Source organism: Stenotrophomonas sp. STEN031 (assembly GCF_056759975.1).
Map to the genome: position 1 here is coordinate 1 of NZ_JBRREA010000077.1, position 17,649 is coordinate 17,649.

Sequence of the window (17,649 nt, forward strand, 5' to 3'; positions counted from 1 at the left end):
GCAGGGAGGCTATGCCGACAAAGCCTCTGCCGAGCATGGCTCGGCACTACCGGACATCTATCTGCGTTTACGGGAGCAGCGTAAGCCGCGACGCTGGCAATGCGCGAAAAGCCGCAAAAGCCCCCCTCCCCAACCCTCCCCTTGCCCGCGGCAAAGGGAGGGAGCGTAGTGCCGAGCCATGCTCGGCAGTGGCTTTACCTGCGAAGCTCCTGCCAAGCGTGGCTCGGCACTACCAGGCATCTCCGCGCCTGCGGGAGTGGCGCACAAAAAAACCCCGCCAAGGCGGGGTTTTTGCCGTAATGGAAGCGGCGCATCGCTGCGCCACGGCCATTACTTGTAGTCGCGTACGTCGTGGCCGGTGTAGACCTGGCGCGGACGGCCGATCTTCATTTCCGGGTCGACCTGCTGTTCCAGCCAATGCGACACCCAGCCAGCCGTGCGGCCCAGCGCGAACATGACCGTGAACATCTCGGTCGGGATGTTCAGCGCCTTGTAGATGATGCCGCTGTAGAAGTCGACGTTCGGGTACAGCTTGCGGGCAACGAAGTACTCGTCCTGCAGCGCGGCCTGTTCCAGCTTGATGGCCACGTCCAGCAGCGGATCTTGCACGCCCAGCTGACCCAGCACCTGTTTGGTCATCTCGCCGATCACCTTGGCGCGCGGGTCGAAGTTCTTGTACACGCGGTGGCCGAAGCCCATCAGGCGGAAGCCCGAGGTCTTGTCCTTGGCCTTGACCACGGCCGATTCGACGTTGTCGGCCGAACCGATCTCTTCCAGCATCTTCAGCACGGCTTCGTTGGCGCCGCCGTGTGCCGGGCCCCACAGCGCGGTGACGCCAGCGGCGACCGATGCGTACGGGTTGGCGCCGGTGGAACCGACCAGACGCACGGTCGAGGTCGAGGCGTTCTGTTCATGGTCGGCGTGCAGGATGAACAGCAGGTCCAGCGCCTTGACCACGTCCTTGTTCAGATCGTACTTGCCATCGGCCGACTCGAAGGTCTGCTTCAGGAAGCGGCTGACGTAGTCCAGCGAGGTGTCCGGCTTGTTGGCCGGCAGGCCCTTGCCATGGCGGTAGATCAGCGCCGACAGGGTCGGCACCTTGGCGATCAGGCGCACGGCAGCCTGGCGGCGCTGCTCGGCGTCGTCCAGGTCCAGCGAGGCGTGGTACTTGGCCGACAGCTGCGCGATCGAGGCAGCCAGGATCGCCATCGGGTGGGCATCCTTGGCGAAGCTGCCGATCAGCGTGTTGATCGAATCATCGACACCGGCTTCGGCGCTCAGTTCGGCTTCGAAGGCCTTGAGCTGGCCAGCGTCCGGACGCTCGCCATTGATCAGCATGTAGGCCACTTCGACGAAGCTGGACTTCTCGGCCAGCTGCTCGATCGGATAGCCGCGGTACAGCAGCACACCCTTGTCACCATCGATGTAGGTGATGGCCGACTTGCAGCTGGCGGTGGCGGTGTAGCCCGAGTCGTAGGTGAAGAGACCGGTTTCCTTGGTCAGCTTCGAGATATCGACACAGTTATTGCCCAGTACGGGTTTGACGACAGGCAGAACGACCGACTTGTCGCCGGCGTTGAGCGTGACCTGATCAAGATCGGACACAGTGTGCGCTCCTCAAGTGGAAGGCGCCTGTCCTGACGAATGGGGTACGGGCAGGCGCGTGAAGGAATTCCGCAGTTTTCCACTGCGGTTCCGACGATTATCGCACAGCAGCATTTGCAGATTGCGAAGACAAAAGTCTTATAGGCGCAGTTTCGCCGCGACACAGCGTCGCATGCGCACAACCGCCCGATTCTGCAAGGGTTCAGCCGTACGACAGACAAGACAAAACAACGGCCGCGCAAGGCGCGGCCGTTGTCTGTCCAGCAACAACAGTTCGATTAGCGCGCGTAGCGCTTCTGGAACTTGTCGATGCGGCCGCTGGTGTCGATAACCTTGTGCTTGCCCGTGTAGAACGGGTGCGAAGCCGAGGAAATTTCAACCTTGATCAGCGGGTATTCTTCGCCGTCTTCCCACTTGACCGTTTCCTTGGAGGACATGGTCGAACGGGTCAGGAACTTGAAGTCGGAGGTCACGTCGTGGAAAACGACGTTGTGGTAATCGGGATGGATATCGGCCTTCATGGGCTCGCACCGTGTGGGCTGGTGGTCAAGACGGCCATTATAAGCACGACCCGCCACGATAGGCAAGTCGCGCTCACTGAACCGCTGGGCCGGTGCTTACTGGCCCAGCGCCCGCCGGACCTGGGCCTCGAAACGGGCCTGATCGTAACCGATCAACAAGGCCGTATTGTCCGCCACGCCGGTCTGGCGGTTCCAGTCGACGATGGTGGCGCCACGGGTGCGGGCGCCGGTCAACTCGATCGACAGCGGCCGCTGTTCAACCACGGTGCCACCCTCCGGCTGCAATGCCCAGGCCATTGCCAGCGCATCGGCGGCGTACCAGCGCTCGCCGCGGCTGTCTTCCGACCACAACCGGGTCTGGCGTGAAATCAGCTCGTAGAAGCGTGCCTTCTCGGTATCGGCGGCCAACCATTGCTCGACATCGCGATGCATCAAGCCATGGGCGATGGTGGCCTCCCAATCGGCGACTTCGATGAACGGGAACGCGGTGAAAACGATATGCGCCGCTTCCGGATCGAAGGCGATATTGAACTCGGCGGCCGGGGTGATGTTGCCGTGGCCGGTGATCGCGCCGCCCATCACCACGAAGCGCTTCACGCGCTGCGGCAGGCTGGGGTCTAGCTTCAGCGCCAGCGCGATATTGGTCAGCGGGCCCAGCGCGACCAGCAGCAATTCGCCTGCATATTGGTGCGACAGGCGCAGGATCGCCAACGCGGCATGCTCGGCTTCCACCTTGCGCGCGGCCAACGGCAGATCCACATCACCAAAGCCGTCGCGGCCATGCACGTGCGCGGCATCCTCGGCCGGATACACCAACGGGTCGGCGGTGCCGGCGAATACCGGCACGTCTTCGCGGCCGGCGACCTCGCACAGTTTCAGCGCGTTGCGCACGGTGTACTCAAGGCCGACATTGCCCGCCGCCACCGTCAACGCGACCACGTCGTGGCGCTCATCGGCAAAGGCCATCAGCAGTGCCAGCGCATCGTCCACGCCCGGATCAGTATCAATCAGCAACGGTATCTTCTTGCTCATCTTCTGCTTCACTTCTGGTTGGCCATGGAGTCTGTCACGGCCTCCATGACAGTGGAAGCACGCAATCAGGCCGCTGCGTAGCGCACCGCACCGCCAATCCAACGGTTGACGATACGGTCGGCCAGCGCCGGCGCGTCATTGAGCAGGCGCTCGGCAAGATCGTGCACGGTCGGCAGCAGGCCGGCATCGCGGGCCAGATCGGCCACGCGGAAAGTAGCCAAACCGGTCTGCCGCGTACCCAGCAGTTCGCCGGGACCACGCAGTTCCAGGTCCTTTTCCGCGATCAGAAAGCCATCTGAGGTGAGCCGCATGGTTTCCAGGCGCTCACGCGCCATTGCCGACAGTGGCGCCTGGTACATCAGCACGCAGCTCGATGCGGTGGCGCCGCGCCCTACGCGTCCACGCAACTGGTGCAGCTGCGCCAGGCCCAGGCGTTCGGCGTTCTCGATGATCATCAGCGAGGCATTGGGCACGTCGACACCGACTTCGATCACGGTGGTGGCGACCAGCAGATCCGTCTCCGCCTGCTTGAAGGCACGCATTGCCGCCTGCTTCTCGGCCGCCTTCATGCGCCCGTGCACCAGCCCGATGCGCAGTTCCGGCAACTGGGCCGACAAGGCTTCGTAGGTGGTCTGCGCGGCCTGCGCATCCATGCGGGCGTTGCCCGGGCCCGCGTCTTCCTCGCTTTCCTCGATCAGTGTGCACACCCAGTACACCTGCCGACCCTGTTGACAGGCGATGCGGATGCGCTCGACCAGTTCCGGGCGACGCTCGGCGCTGATGGCAATGGTCTGCACCGGCGTGCGACCGGGCGGCAGTTCATCGATGGCCGATACATCCAGATCCGAATACGCCGCCATCGCCAGCGTGCGCGGGATCGGCGTGGCGGTCATCACCAGTTGGTGCGGCACCACCCCGGCCGTGGCGCCCTTGTCACGCAGCGCAAGCCGCTGGTGCACGCCGAAGCGGTGCTGCTCGTCGACGATGGCCAGCGCCAGATCGTTGAACACCACGTTGTCCTGCATCAGCGCGTGGGTACCGACCACCACCTGCGCATGGCCGCTGGCTACATCTTCCAGCACCTTGGCGCGGGCCTTGCCGGTGACCTTGCCGGCCAGCCAGGCAACGCGGACACCCAAGGGCTCGAGCCATGCGCGCAGGTTGGTCAGGTGCTGCTCGGCCAGCAACTCGGTGGGCGCAGCCAGCGCCACCTGCTTGCCGCGTTCCACTGCCAACATCGCGGCCAGGGCCGCGACCACGGTCTTGCCCGAGCCGACGTCGCCCTGCACCAGCCGCAGCATCGGATGGGCGCGGGCCAGATCCTTGCGGATTTCGTCGAATACGCGCTGCTGTGCGCCGGTCAGTCTGAACGGCAAGGCGCCGCGCAGCGCTTTGACCAGGCCATCCTGGCCGCGCAATGACGGCGCACGGTGTTGCTGCAGGGCGATGCGCTGGCGGCGCAGGCTGAGGTGGTGGGCCAGCAGCTCTTCCATCGCCAAGCGCCGCTGCGCCGGATGCGTGCCCGCACCCAGGGCACCTATATCGGCGTCGGCGGGTGGCCGATGCATGGTCAGCATCGCCTCGCGCAACGACGGCAGACCCATGCCGGCAAGCATGGCCGGCGGCAGCAATTCCAATGCCGCGGCATCAGGCAGGCGATCCAGTGCCTGGCCGATCAACTTGCGCAGGCTGGCCGGGCCAATGCCCTCCACTGCCGGGTACACCGGGTCCAGCACCGCGCCCAGCGCGGCATCTTCGCCGTCGCCAAGCAGGTGATAACTGGGATGCACGATCTCCAGCCCATTCTGGCCCGCGCGCGGTGTGCCATAGGCGCGCAGACGGCGACCAACAGCGAACTGCGACACCTGCGCGGCGCGGAAATGGAAGAAGCGCAGTACCAGGGTGGCACCGGAGTCGTCGCTGATTGCCACCCGCAGCACCGGCCGGTAGCGGAATCCACGTTCCACGGCCTCCACCCTGCCCTCCACCTGCGCGGCCATACCGGCCTTCAGGGCGCGGATGGGCAGCAGCGTGGTGCGGTCCTCGTAGCGCAACGGCAGGTGCAGCCAGAGGTCCTGCAAGGTGCTCAGGCCGCGTGCTTCCAGCTTGGCTGCCACCCGTGGCCCGACCCCGGCCAGGCGGCTCAGTGGTTCGGTGGAAAGATCGAGGGTGGTGAGGTCACGGCGTGCAGACATGGCATAAGGATGCCGTCATGTGCCGCAAACAGAAACCCCGGCGAGCTTGGACGCCGGGGTTTCCTACTCCCCAAGTGTTGCTTTACTGCTGCTTTGTCGATTGGCGCCCTCAAGCAATCCGTAGTGCCGAGCCATGCTCGGCAGGGGCTTTCCCGGTAGCGCCTCAGCCGAGCGTGGCTCAGCTCCAAGGAACTGCCCTCACCCCAACCCCTCTCCCGCAGGGAGAGGGGCTTCAAGCGTTAGAACTTCACGGTCATTTCCAGGCCGTAGGTACGCGGGTCGGTGATGGTCGCGCCGACTACGCCCAGGGGATCGTGCCCATAGGTGTTGAGGCCACGGACGTACTGCTTGTCGAACACGTTGTTGGCATACACCGCCCAGTTCCAGTGCTTCAGCGGTGAGGTCCAACCGACCCGGACATCCGTGCGCTGCTGTGATTCGCCAATGTTGAGCACCTTGCTGATGCCGCAGTCACCCTGCAAGTCGGAACCTGCGTTGCAGCGCTGGGCGCCGCGGTAAGCGTGGCGCAGCGAGAAGCGCAGCTGGCCATTGCCACCAAGATCAGCGACGTAGACCGCACCGGCCGAGGCGGTGAAGCGCGGCTCGCCGGTCGGTGCCCCGTCCAGATCCACACCTTCCGGTGTCACGTAGTTCTTGTATTTGGAATCTATCCACTCGGCGGCTGCATCCAGGGTCAGTCCGTCGGTAACCTTCCAACGCATATCGAAGTCAACGCCGGTCGCTTCCAGATCGCTGGTGTCGAACACGTAGACCGGGATGTCGACCGGGTTGTTCGGATCCGGATCGATCAGGCGGATCGCCTGGCGGTTGTCGTACTGGTAGTGGAAGACGGATACGTTGTAGGAGAAGCGGTCGAAGCTCTGCTTCAGGCCGACTTCCAGGTTCCACACATCCTCGTTCTCGAACGCCGGACCGATCTGCAGCGCGTTGAAACCACCGGCCTTGTAGCCCTTGGCCAGCGAGCCGAACACCATGGTGTCGTCGTTGAGGTGGTAGTCGACGACGAAGCGCGGGCTCCAGTCACTCCAGCTCTTCTTGTCGCGCACCTGCTTGCCCTTGTTGACCATGGCCGGCGGGTCGATGAAGGCCATGTCGAAGGTCAGCAGCTCGCGGGTGATCGGAATGCCCATGCCCGCCAGCGCCTGAAAGAAGCCCAGCGCTTCCAAGGTACCGAGCTTGGCCTCCAGACCGGGCGCATTGCGCGGCGTATTGAGCCAGGTGAAATCCTTCTCGTCGCGGGTGTAACGCAGGCCGAAGGTCAGGTTGAGGCGATCGGTGGCCTTCCAGATCACGTCACCGAAAGCAGCATAGGACGTGGTACCCAGCGTGTTGTTGAAGCGCTCGTTCCACTTCTCGCCAACCAGCGAAATCGGAATGCCGTTCATCTGCGCCAGCATCGAGGTGAAGTTGAACAGGCTGCCATCGGGAATGCCCAGCTGATAGGCCACCCCCATGTTGCGGATTATGTTGTCCACCGCCTGGGTATTGGTGTTGACCTCGCTGGTCTGGCGCGCGTCCTCGTCGAAATAGCTGACACCGGCCACCCAGTCGAAGCGTGCATTGCTGCCGGAGAACTTGAACTCCTGGTAGAACGTCTCGTTGTTCTCGGTATTGACCGAATCCACGTAAAGGTCGAAACGGTTGGTGCCGTCCTCCTCGGTGTGGTTGGTGGAGTCGTATTTGCGCCAGGAGCTGGTGGAAGTGAAATTGCCCCAGGACAGCGCGTGGTCGACGATCAGGCTGACGCCATCGAAGGTGCGCCATTCGGCATTGTCGGCATCGCTATAGGTCTTGATCTTGCGCGGGTCCAGATAGTCGTCCGGGTCTACCGGTACTGGCGGGCGCGCCGGATAGGCCGGCAACGGGACGATGCCGGTGGTGACCCGGCCGTTCTGGTCCAGGCTTTCGTGGTCCCAGGTGATGTAGGCGGTGGTGTTGTCACCGAATCGGCTTTGCCAGGCCGCGCGCGTGGCCCAGACGTTCTCGCCGCCCAGGTCCTTGCCGGTGGCGCCGTCCTGGAACCAGCCATCGCTGGTGTTGATCAATGCATTGAAGCGCAGCGCGGAGTTGTCGCCGGTCGGAATGTTCCACATCGCATCGGCGTACTTCTTGCCGTAGTTGCCCACGCGCACGGTGGCACGCGCCTCCGTTTCCGCCTGCGGGCGCCGGGTCACCAGCGAGATCGCACCGGCAGCGGTGTTGCGGCCGAACAAGGTGCCCTGCGGCCCCTTCAGCACTTCGATACGTTCCACATCGACGAAGGGCAGCAGCACGCCGCCACCTCGCCCGCCGTAGACGCCGTCAACGAAGATGCCTACCGCCGGATCGGTACCAATGCCGAAGTCGTCGGTCTCGACGCCGCGCAGCCGGAACGAGGGCTGGGTCGGCTGCACCGCGCTGATCACCAATCCCGGCACCAGCGAATCGATGTCGCCAAGATTCTCGGCGGCCACGTCGTTGAGCAGGTTCTGATCGACTACCTGCAGTGCGATTGGTACATCCTGTATTTCCTGCTGCCGGCTCTGCGCGGTGACGGTGATGCGATCAAGCGTGGTGGCAGCATCCTCCGTCGCCGACTGTGCCATTGCCGGGGCAACTGCCCCCACCACCATCAGCCCGGCCATGGCCCGCTGCAGTCCGACTACCAGATTCCGTTGCTTCACTCGCATCGCGTTCTCTCCCACGCAGTGAGGTGTATGCCGGCGTCAGACCGCCGGCGGGCCCGTGTTGCCGGGCTGGCCTTCGCCAGCCGTGTCGCAGTTTGTTTCCAGCGCGTTGATCCATTCCCGGATCAGGGTCACGCCTTCACTGTGCACCACCGCCCGCCCAACCTCGGGCATCATCACCGCCGGATCATCGCTGTCCATGCGGTAGGCGATGATCGAGGCATCGGCATCACCGGGCTGGATGCCATAGCGACGATTGCCAGTGCCCTTGCCCGCGGCGATGGGTTGCTTGCACATGCCCAGCTTCAGGTGATCCTGGGTAGGCGCATCCAGCCACAGGCCGGAGGTGATGGCCGGACCGGTGCGGCTATGGCAATGGCCGCAGTTCACGTCCAGATAGGCGCGTGCGCGCGCATCCAACGGAGCTGAGGCATCAGTGGCATCGGCCGCGCGCGGCAGCTGCGCTGGTGCAGGCAGGTCTTTCAGATAGCCAAGTTTGAGCAGATGCGCGAGCTGGTTGTCGCGGCCGCCGAGGTAGTCGAAATCACGATTGAGGTTGCGCGCCTTGGGGCCGATCGGCAACAGCTTGCGCGAACGGTTGTCGGTGATATGGCAACCGCCGCACTGGTTCTGGTCCGGCACCTGGTAGGCAAGGGCTTCGCGTGAGCCGTCGGCAGCCACCAGTTCCAGGTCAACACTGGCGCCGGTGCGCTGCAAGGTCGCTGCGGCCTGCTCTTGATTCCAGACATAAGGCAAGGCCACCCAGCCTTCCTTGCGGTGGACCAGCAGCCGGGTTTCGATCAGCCGCACCTTGGACAGGTCCAGGCTCTCTTCGTGCAATGACGATTGCGACGGCGGCGTGCGCGCCACCGACTTCCCATCAGCTACACCGCTCGCCGGCAGCGGGTAGTAGAAGGTCTTGCTGAGAATGGTGCCCACCGGAAAATCAAAGGCATGCTCGGGCTGGTAGACGGCGGCCTGCCCCTTCGGCATCCATACCGTGCGCAGCTTGTGCGCGTAATCGCTGAACAGCGGCGTGTTCAAGTCATACGGTACGACGCCTTCATTGAGTGTCAGTTTGCCATCGCGGATGCGCAGCACATGCCACTCATCCAGCGTCGCCGGCTGGCCCTGCTCGAAGAAATGCACCGCAGCCGGTTTGCCGCAGCCAACCAGCATCAGCAAGGCGCCGACCAGCACGATCACCCGCACCATCAGATTGCGCATGCCCAAGCCTCAACCACGCTTCAGATCGATGGCCGGCAAGCGCGGCAGGTCGCATTCAAATGGCTTGGCATCCTTGCTTGGGTTCTTGTAACCGCCAGGACCATCGGCGTTGATCACGCCACTGACGTTGCGCAGGCAGATCTGCGGGCCCATCTTGACCCCGTCCACCACCCGCTCCTTGTTGTAATAACCATCCCAAAGCACGTCCGGGAAGTTGCCGGTCAGGCCATACATCGCCACTTTCAAGGCCTTCAGATCCAGTCCGTCGGGTGAGTCACCGCCGCCGGACAAGGTGTTGTTGTGGATGTAGATGCGTTCCGGGTATGGATCGAAATTGGGCGAGGCGCTGCTGTCCTTGTAACCGGTGGAATACACGCTGGAGACGATGATGTTGGTGGTGGCGTTATCGCGCACCTCGTTGTCGAACACCTCGATGTCATCGTTGGAGTTGATGACGATGCCCGAACCGGCCGGCACGCTGGCCACCGGCGTGCCCTTGGCACCGAAGTTGGCGTGATTGTTGGCGATGACCTTGTTGTTGAACACGCGGATATTGCCGCCCTGCTGCGACAGGCCCGGCATGTTGAACACCAGGATGCCGCCGGTATTGCCAGTGGCGACGTTGTCATACACATCAGCGTTGCGGGTGTTCTCGACCTCTATGCCGGCAACGTTCTGCTCGGCGCGGCTGTTGCGCACGATCACTCCGTCGGACTGGCCAACATAGATGCCGGCATCGGAGGCGCCGATGGAAATGGTGTTCTCGATCAGCACATTTTTTGTCAGCACCGGGTAGATGCCATAGGCGCCATTTTTGGTACTGGGGCCGCCGGTCCACTGCACCTTTACGCCCCGGATGGTGATGTTCTCCGACTCGCTGATCTTCAGCCCGTCGCCCTTGGAGTCCTCGATGGTGAGGTTCTCGATGGTGAAGTTGTCGCCGTTTACCAGCAGCCCTTCCGCACCGGCCTTCTGCCCCTTGAAGCTGAGCACGGTCTGGTCCATGCCGGCGCCACGGATGGTCACGCCATCGGCGCGCAGACTCAGGCTGCGCTCGAACTGGTGGCGGCCGGCCGGTATCTGGATCACGTCGCCAGGCTTGGCATCGAGCAGCCGCTCCTGCAGCGTGGCCGCGAATGCCCCGTCGGCAGCGGCCACCGTCGGGCCCGGTTCGGCCTGCTGCTGGCAGCCACTGGCCAGCACGAGCAAGGTGGCGGAAACCGCCCAGGTAAGGCTGCGCTGCATGACCCACTCCCATACGCCGGCAGATGTTGGGCGCAGTCTGGCCTTCAGGCAGTGTTCACGCGAAGGGCAAGAACGGCATACTTGGGGGGGCAAAGCGGACAAGCTGGAGGGGCTTGAATGCAACGCAGGAATCCAGGCAGCGACCGACTGGCCGTGGCCAACGTGCCAACCAACATGCTCAGCGGCCTGTTGTTATTGGGCAGCCAATTGGGCGTGGATACCGAAAACTGGCTGGCGGGCCTGCACCTGAGCAGCGACCAGCTCAATGACCCGCGCACCCGCATTTCCTATCGACAGGCCTATGAGGTCATCCGCCGTGCCCTGCCCACCTTGCCTATCGAGGCCGCTGGGCTGGCCATGGGAGGCGCGCAGAACGGAGGCAACTTCGGCCTGCTGGGACTGGCGATGAAGACCGCACGCACCTTTGGCGACGCGGTGAAAATCGGTCTGGACTACCAGCGCAACCTTGGTCCCCTGATGGACCTGACACTGGATGAAAGCGCCGCCGAAACCCTGTCCATCGTCGCCACGGCGCCGGAGCAGGCGCATGACCTGCTGCCCTTCCTGTGTGAGGAGATGTTCTCCAGCATCCTCATGCTCGGGCGCGAGCTGGCCGGTGATGCCTTCAGTCCGGTGCGACTGGAGCTGGGCTATTCCGCCCCGGCCAAGCTGGATGCCTATCGCACGATGTTCCGTTGCGAACCCAGCTTCGACCAGCCACGCAATGCCATCGTGGTGGAGCGGCACTGGATGCAGCTCCCTTTTGCCAGCTACAACCCGGTGACGTCGCAGCAGGCCCTGTCGCTATGCCGTGCGCAGCTGGCAACCCAGTCGATGCGGGGTGAAACCACGGCCGTGCTGGAACGCTTGTTGCGCACACGACTGCGCGACAATCCGCAGATGAGTGATGTCGCCCAGGCACTGCACCTGAGCGAGCGTACCCTGCGCCGGCAGCTCGCCGATGAGGAAACCAGCTTCAGCGAGGTGCACGACCGGCTGCGCGTCGAACTGGCCCTGGAACTGCTGCAGGACCTGGAGCTGAGCATTGCAGCGGTCGGCAACCAGCTGGGTTTCAACGATGCGCGAGAGTTCCGCCGCGCGTTCAAGCGTTGGACTGGCCACACCCCCAGCGAGACCCGCCAACACCAGGGCTGACACGCAGATGCCCGGCACTGCCGGGCATCTGGGGTCACTCGCGACGGCAATGATCGATCAGTCGATGATCATGATCGCGTCGACTTCAAACGCGGCGCCCTTCGGCAGGCCCGACACTTCGATGGTCGAACGGGCCGGGAACGGGGCCTGGAAGTATTCCTGCATGACCGCGTTGACCTTGGCGAACTCGCCCAGGTCGGTCAGGTACAGGCCCAGGCGCACCATCTTGTCCAGCGAGCCACCGGCTTCCTCGGCCACGGCCTTGAGGTTGTCGAAGGCGCGGCGGGCCTGCGCGGTGACGTCGCCGGCGACGATCTCACCGGTGGCCGGGTCCAGCGGGATCTGGCCGGAGAAGTACACGGTGTTGCCGGCGCGCACGGCCTGCGAGTACGGGCCGATGGCGGCCGGGGCGTTGGCGGTGTTGATGATCTGGCGGGACATGGACAGCTCCAGTCTGGAAAAAGGTCGGTCATTGTAACGTTGCCACCTTGGCGGGCGGCTGACCAGGCTGGCATTGATCAAAAAATCACCAGCGATCCGAAAGCTTTGCAGCACAAGGCCCATGGAGATTTATCCACAGCTTGTAGGCATCACAGGGCACAAGCTGTGTGGATAGCCGCATGCAGGTGGAGCCGAGCCATGCTCGGCTGGGGCTTTCCCGGCAAACCAGACGCGGCGCTGTAGGAGCGGCGTAAGCCGCGAAGCCACTGATCCATCCGACGATCAGGCATGACGACTGATTCATTGATGCCGGCTTCGCGGCTGACGGCGCTCGTACAAATCAGCGGGAAAGCCCCTGCCGAGCATGGCTCGGCACTACGGTTGAGTCATCCACAGGTCGTGGACAAAATATCACCACGTTTTGCAGAGGCCCACAGCACAAGGGCTGCGCGGCCTTATCCACAGCTTGTGTAGGCAGCAGGACACAGTCTGTGTGGATAGCGCGGCTGGCAATCCAACGCGGATCTGTAGGAGCGGCGTCAGCCGCGAAACAGATGATCCATCCGGCTAGCCAGCATGCCTGCTCGACTTATTGACACCAGTTTCGCGGCTGACACCGCTCCCACGAGGGCCTCATACCCTATCGGTAGAGCCCCTGCCGAGCATGGCTCGGCACTACACTGCCTGTGCGGTCGGGTTGGGCGTTGGCTCGCCGATCCGGCGCAGCGTATTGCGGTCGGTATGCGCGAACGGCTCGCTGCGATCGGGGATGACCAGCATCGTTTCCTGTTCGTACGACCAGGTGCCATCGTCATTGATGGTGACTTCGATCTCGTAGCTCTCGGTCCGGAACGCATGTTCCAGGAACGGATTGGAGCTGATGCCATTGACCGTCGAGCCACGCTCGGCGCGCAGGCGGAAGCATTTCGCATCGGGGGCGGCCTTGCCCACCGCCATCGCGGTCTGCCCGCGCGGGATGGTCAGCGTCTGGATCACCGTGCCGGTCGCCGGCTCCCACAACCAATAACCGACCTGGTCATGGAAGGTCTCCACTTCGCCCGGTTTGTGGATGCGGGTGTGGTAACGCAGGCCATAGAACAACTGCGGGCCATTGGGCTGTGCGTCGATCGGCTGCAGTTCGACATGTTCGATGAAGGCCTGCCGCTCGGGGCCATCGGCCTTGGGATTGACGTCCATGCCGCGCTCGCCGATCCAGACACCGGCCATCGGCGCCAGTGGCCCGAGGTTGGCCAGCGTATTGGTATCGGCAGTGGGTTCGGTATAGATGTCTTCCGGGAACGTGGTCATGGGGTACAGCCTGGTGGGGATCCCGGCAATGGTACGCAGAACACGCCGCGGGCTCACCTCCACCTGTCCACAAGTGATGGACAAAATATCACCATGTTTTGCAGAGGCCCGCAGTACAAGGGCTGCGCGCTGTTATCCACAACTTGTGTAGATAGCAGGACACAAGCTGTGTGGATAGTCGAATACAGGTGGCGCCGCGCCATGCTCGGCTGGGGCGTTACCGAACAACCAGCTGTGGGTTTTGTGGGAGTGGCGTAAGCCGCGAAGCAAGTGGTCCATCCGATTGCAGGCAGCCCGGTTGTTCCAGCGCTGCCAGCTTCGCGGCTGATGCAGCTCCCACAGTTGCCGCTGCTATATCGGCAAGGCCCCTGCCGAGCATGGCTCGGCACTACAGTTGATCCATCCACAGGTCGTGGACAAAAAATCATCATGTTTTGCAGAGGCATGCAGCACAAGGGCTGCGCGGCCTTATCCACAGCTTGTGTAGGCAGCAGGACACAGTCTGTGTGGATAGCGGAATACAGGTAGCGCCGAGCCATGCTCGGCTGGGGCTCTACCGAACAGCAAGCTGTGGATTCGTGGGAGCGGCGTCAGCCGCGATGCAGGTGGCTCACCAGATTGCAGGCAGTCCGGCGATTTCTGCTGCGCTAGCTTCACAGCTTACGCCGCTGCTACAAATTGCCGATGACGCCCCTGCCGAGCATGGCTCGGCACTACCGTTATTGGCGGCGAACGGACTGGACTACCTGCAGGCGGCGCAGGCGGCGCATGACTTCGGCCAGGTGATTACGGTCGCGGACCTGGATGTTGAAGCACAGCACCGCTGCGTTGAAATCCCGGTCCAGGTAATCCACCCGCTCGATGTTGGAATGGCTGTGGGCAATGGCGGCAGCCAGCTGCGCCAGCACGCCGGTGCCGTTCTCCACCTCGACCACCAGTGCGGTGTCGTAATCGCCGACCACATTGGTATCCCAGCCAATCGGCACCCAGCGATCCGGGGTCTTGCGCAGCTCGGCCAGGTTCGGGCAATCCAGTCGATGAACGACGATGCCCTTGCCGGCGGTGTGGTAGCCCATGATGTCGTCGCCCGGAATCGGCTGGCAACAGTTGGCGAAGCTGACCACGCCACGTTCGCTGCCATTGATCAGGATCTTCTCCTGGGCGCGGTGGGCGACGCCACTGGCGCGCAGCTCGGCATAGGACATCAGCGCCTGTGCGGCCTGGGTCGGCATCCAGTTGCCCAACGCCACATCGGCCAGGAAGGCTTCCAGGCGCGGGTAGCGGTGTTCGGTGAGGAAGGCATCAAGCCGTCCCTTCGGCAAGCGCTCGATCGAGCTGTCCATCGCCTCCAGCGCGCGGTCCAGCATGCTGTGGCCCAACTGCACCGCGTCCTCGTGCTCCAGCTGCTTGAGCTGGTGACGGATCGCCGTGCGCGCCTTGCTGCTGACCACGAATTCCAGCCACTGCGGCTTGGGCGAGGCCGAGCGCGCGGTGATGATCTCCACCGTCTGCCCACTGACCAGACGCGTGCGCAGCGGCACCAGCTTCTTGTCCACGCGCGAGGCCACCGCGCGGTTGCCCACGTCGGTATGCACGGCATAGGCGAAGTCCAGCGCGGTGGAATTGCGCGGCAGCGCCAGGATCTTGCCCTTGGGCGTGAACAGGTAGACCTCGTCCGGGAACAGGTCGACCTTGACGTTGTCGAGGAACTCCAGCGACGAACCGGCAGTGCGCTGCGAATCGATCAGCTCGACGATCCAGGCATGCGCCCTGCTCTGCGCGCTGTTGGGGCCGTCTCCGCCGAACTTGTAGGTCCAGTGCGCGGCCACGCCGCGCTCGGCGATCAGGTCCATTTCCTCGGTGCGGATCTGCACCTCGATCGGCGAGCCATACGGGCCGAACAGCACCGTGTGCAGCGACTGGTAACCGTTGGCCTTGGGAATGGCGATGAAGTCACGGAAGCGACCATCCAGCGGCTTGAACGCGGCATGCACGCCGCCCAGTGCGTGGTAGCAGTTGGGCACGTTGCGCATCACCAGGCGGAAGCCGAACACGTCCATCACCTGGTCGAAGCTTTTGTTCTCCTCGCGCATCTTGGTGTAGATGCTCCAGGGCGTCTTGATACGGCTGATCAGGCGGTGTTCCAGCCCTTCGCGCGCCAGGCGCTGCGACAGCTGCACTTCCACCTGCGCCATCGACTCACGGCGCACCACCGGCTGGCTGCGGATGTGTTTCTCGATGATGGCGTGGCGCCACGGGTACAGCGCGCGGAAGCCGAGGTTCTGCAGCTCGGACTTGATCAGGTTCATGCCCAGGCGCTGGGCGATGGGCGCGTAGATATCCAGCGTTTCCGTGGCGATGCGGCGCCGCGCCTCGGCACTCTGCGCACCCAGGGTACGCATGTTGTGCAGGCGGTCGGCCAGCTTGATCATGATCACGCGCAGGTCGCGCGACATCGCCAGCAGCATCTTGCGGAAGCTCTCCGCTGCCGCTTCCTGGCGGTCGCGGAACTTGAGCTTGTCCAGCTTGGTGACGCCCTCGACCAGGTCGGCCACAGCCTGGCCGAACTCGGCGGCCAGCTCTTCGCCGGTGAGCGGGGTGTCTTCGATGGTGTCGTGCAGGATGGCTGCGATCAGGGTTTCAACATCCAGGCCGAGCTCGGCCAGGATGCGCGCCACGGCCACCGGATGGGTGATGTAGGGCTCGCCGGATTTGCGGGTCTGGCCGGCGTGCGCGGCGGCGCCTACTTCCCAGGCACGACGCAGCAGCGGCAGCTGCTCGGTGGGGAGATAGCTGGCTGCGCGCTCGAGTTGCAGTACATAGTCAGGTATCACCCCGCCCGCGGGCGTGGCTACCTGGGCGGAAGGGCCTGGGTTCATGTCAGAAGACTATGCCAGCAGGCGTTCCACGGCAATTCCCATAACGCAAACAGCCCGCTTGCGGCGGGCTGTTTGCAGACACCATCAATCAACGCGAAAGAAACAATCAATCGTCGTTCTTGGACATGTCTTCGTCGGCGACAACTTCGGCTGCGGCCCACTCCAGTGCTTCACGCTCGGCACGCTCGCGCTCGGCCTTCTCGACTTCCTCGATCAGCTCGTTGTCGATGCGACGGGCGGCGATTTCGCGCAGCGCCAGCACGGTCGGCTTGTCCTCGCTCTCGCTGTTGTCGATCGTCGCCTGGACACCATTGGCCAGCTGACGGGCGCGCTTGGACGCCATCATGACCAGCTCAAAACGGTTGTTAACGACTTCCAGGCAATCTTCTACGGTAATGCGGGCCATGCGGGCTCCCGGCGACCTGCAACGGCCGCTCGATCGAATGAGGGAAAGGGGACGGATTGTAAGGGCAGACCGGTTCCGGAATCAAGCCAAGGCCTGAACAGCCCCTTGCGGATCAATCACTTGCTCAGTTTTCAGGGGCCAGCAGCGAGGCGATAAGCTCGCCGTGGCGTTGCTGCTGGGGCTCACAGCGCAGCCGGCTGGCGGCAAAGATCGAGCACATTTCACCCACCGCGGTGTCGAAATCCTCATTGATGATGACGTAGTCGAACTCGTCGTAATGCAGCATTTCCTCGCGCGCGGCGGCCAAGCGCTGGGCCATGACCGCCTCGCTGTCCTGGCCACGCTTGCGCATGCGCTCATCCAGCGCCTGCCGCGACGGCGGCAGGATGAACACGCTGACCGCACCCGGCACCTTCTCGCGCACCTGGCGCGCGCCCTGCCAGTCGATTTCCAGCAGCACGTCCTTGCCGGCCGCCAGCTGCGGTTCCACCGACTGCCGGGCCGTACCCTTCCAGTCGCCATGCACCAGCGCGTGCTCGAAGAAATCGCCAGCGGCGATCATCTGCTCGAACTCGGCGGCGGGGACGAAGTGGTAATGCTTGCCGTTGACCTCGCCCGGGCGCATGGCGCGCGAGGTGAAGGAAATCGACAGCGAAATGTGCGGGTCACGCGCCAAAGTGGCGTTGACGATGCTGCTTTTGCCGGCCCCGGACGGGGCAGCGACGATATAAAGGGTGCCACGCATGCGGTGGGCCAACGTCGGAATGGCCCGGCATTGTACCGGCGCGGGCGGGTCTGTGCAGGATCGAGGGGTGAAGGCCCCCAGTTACCGCGGGGGCGGCTCCACCTGTAGTGGGGGGGGGGGGGGGGGGGGGGGGGGGGGGGGGGGGGCGGGGACCGGGGGGGCGGAGCCCAGCCGCGGTGGCAGGTGGCGCAGGGCGGGGGGCG

At 63.8% G+C, this 17,649-nt stretch carries 13 protein-coding genes; 1 reads left to right on the forward strand and 12 read right to left on the reverse strand.

What is annotated here, in order from left to right; all coding sequences use genetic code 11:
* Window positions 1-330: 330 nt before the first annotated feature.
* The 7 genes from ACVOLQ_RS20590 to ACVOLQ_RS20620 all read right to left on the reverse strand — a co-directional run bounded on the left by ACVOLQ_RS20590 (window position 331) and on the right by ACVOLQ_RS20620 (window position 10,512).
* Window positions 331-1,605, reverse strand: coding sequence for a citrate synthase (locus tag ACVOLQ_RS20590; RefSeq protein ID WP_312914210.1), 1,275 nt, complete (start codon window positions 1,603-1,605; stop codon window positions 331-333).
* Window positions 1,606-1,883: 278 nt separating this feature from the next.
* A complete protein-coding gene (locus tag ACVOLQ_RS20595) occupies window positions 1,884-2,126 on the reverse strand; it encodes a type B 50S ribosomal protein L31 (RefSeq protein ID WP_056931181.1) in 243 nt (80 codons plus the stop codon).
* Between the two features lie 96 nt (window positions 2,127-2,222).
* Window positions 2,223-3,158 carry a nucleoside hydrolase gene (locus ACVOLQ_RS20600; protein ID WP_313495631.1) on the reverse strand — a complete coding sequence of 312 codons (936 nt, stop codon included), beginning with the start codon at window positions 3,156-3,158 and terminating at the stop codon, window positions 2,223-2,225.
* Window positions 3,159-3,223: 65 nt separating this feature from the next.
* Window positions 3,224-5,353 (reverse strand): ATP-dependent DNA helicase RecG, encoded by a 2,130-nt coding sequence (gene recG, locus ACVOLQ_RS20605; protein ID WP_481529142.1) that lies wholly within the window; start codon window positions 5,351-5,353, stop codon window positions 3,224-3,226.
* Window positions 5,354-5,592: 239 nt separating this feature from the next.
* Window positions 5,593-8,043, reverse strand: a complete 2,451-nt coding sequence (locus ACVOLQ_RS20610; RefSeq protein WP_481529143.1) for a TonB-dependent receptor — start codon at window positions 8,041-8,043, stop codon at window positions 5,593-5,595.
* Window positions 8,044-8,079: 36 nt separating this feature from the next.
* Window positions 8,080-9,267, reverse strand: a complete 1,188-nt coding sequence (locus ACVOLQ_RS20615; RefSeq protein WP_481529144.1) for an SO2930 family diheme c-type cytochrome — start codon at window positions 9,265-9,267, stop codon at window positions 8,080-8,082.
* 9 nt (window positions 9,268-9,276) lie between these two features.
* Window positions 9,277-10,512, reverse strand: a complete 1,236-nt coding sequence (locus tag ACVOLQ_RS20620) for a parallel beta-helix domain-containing protein (RefSeq protein ID WP_481529145.1) — start codon at window positions 10,510-10,512, stop codon at window positions 9,277-9,279.
* A 117-nt stretch (window positions 10,513-10,629) separates the two neighbouring features.
* On the opposite strand from ACVOLQ_RS20620, the gene ACVOLQ_RS20625 reads away from it, so the two are divergent.
* Window positions 10,630-11,667 (forward strand): AraC family transcriptional regulator, encoded by a 1,038-nt coding sequence (locus ACVOLQ_RS20625; RefSeq protein ID WP_481529146.1) that lies wholly within the window; start codon window positions 10,630-10,632, stop codon window positions 11,665-11,667.
* Window positions 11,668-11,724: 57 nt separating this feature from the next.
* Here ACVOLQ_RS20625 and ACVOLQ_RS20630 read toward each other — a convergent pair whose 3' ends face one another.
* From ACVOLQ_RS20630 to gmk, 5 genes are all read right to left on the reverse strand, one after another.
* Complete coding sequence (locus tag ACVOLQ_RS20630) at window positions 11,725-12,108, reverse strand: RidA family protein (protein ID WP_057629049.1); 384 nt, start codon at window positions 12,106-12,108, stop codon at window positions 11,725-11,727.
* 675 nt (window positions 12,109-12,783) lie between these two features.
* Window positions 12,784-13,416 (reverse strand): FABP family protein, encoded by a 633-nt coding sequence (locus ACVOLQ_RS20635; RefSeq protein WP_481529147.1) that lies wholly within the window; start codon window positions 13,414-13,416, stop codon window positions 12,784-12,786.
* A 719-nt stretch (window positions 13,417-14,135) separates the two neighbouring features.
* On the reverse strand, window positions 14,136-16,295 hold the full coding sequence (locus ACVOLQ_RS20640; protein WP_313173484.1) for a RelA/SpoT family protein: 2,160 nt from the start codon (window positions 16,293-16,295) through the stop codon (window positions 14,136-14,138).
* Window positions 16,296-16,401: 106 nt separating this feature from the next.
* Window positions 16,402-16,701 (reverse strand): DNA-directed RNA polymerase subunit omega, encoded by a 300-nt coding sequence (gene rpoZ, locus ACVOLQ_RS20645; RefSeq protein ID WP_313173485.1) that lies wholly within the window; start codon window positions 16,699-16,701, stop codon window positions 16,402-16,404.
* Window positions 16,702-16,825: 124 nt separating this feature from the next.
* Window positions 16,826-17,446, reverse strand: coding sequence for a guanylate kinase (gmk, locus tag ACVOLQ_RS20650; RefSeq protein ID WP_481529148.1), 621 nt, complete (start codon window positions 17,444-17,446; stop codon window positions 16,826-16,828).
* Between the last annotated feature and the right edge of the window lie 203 nt (window positions 17,447-17,649).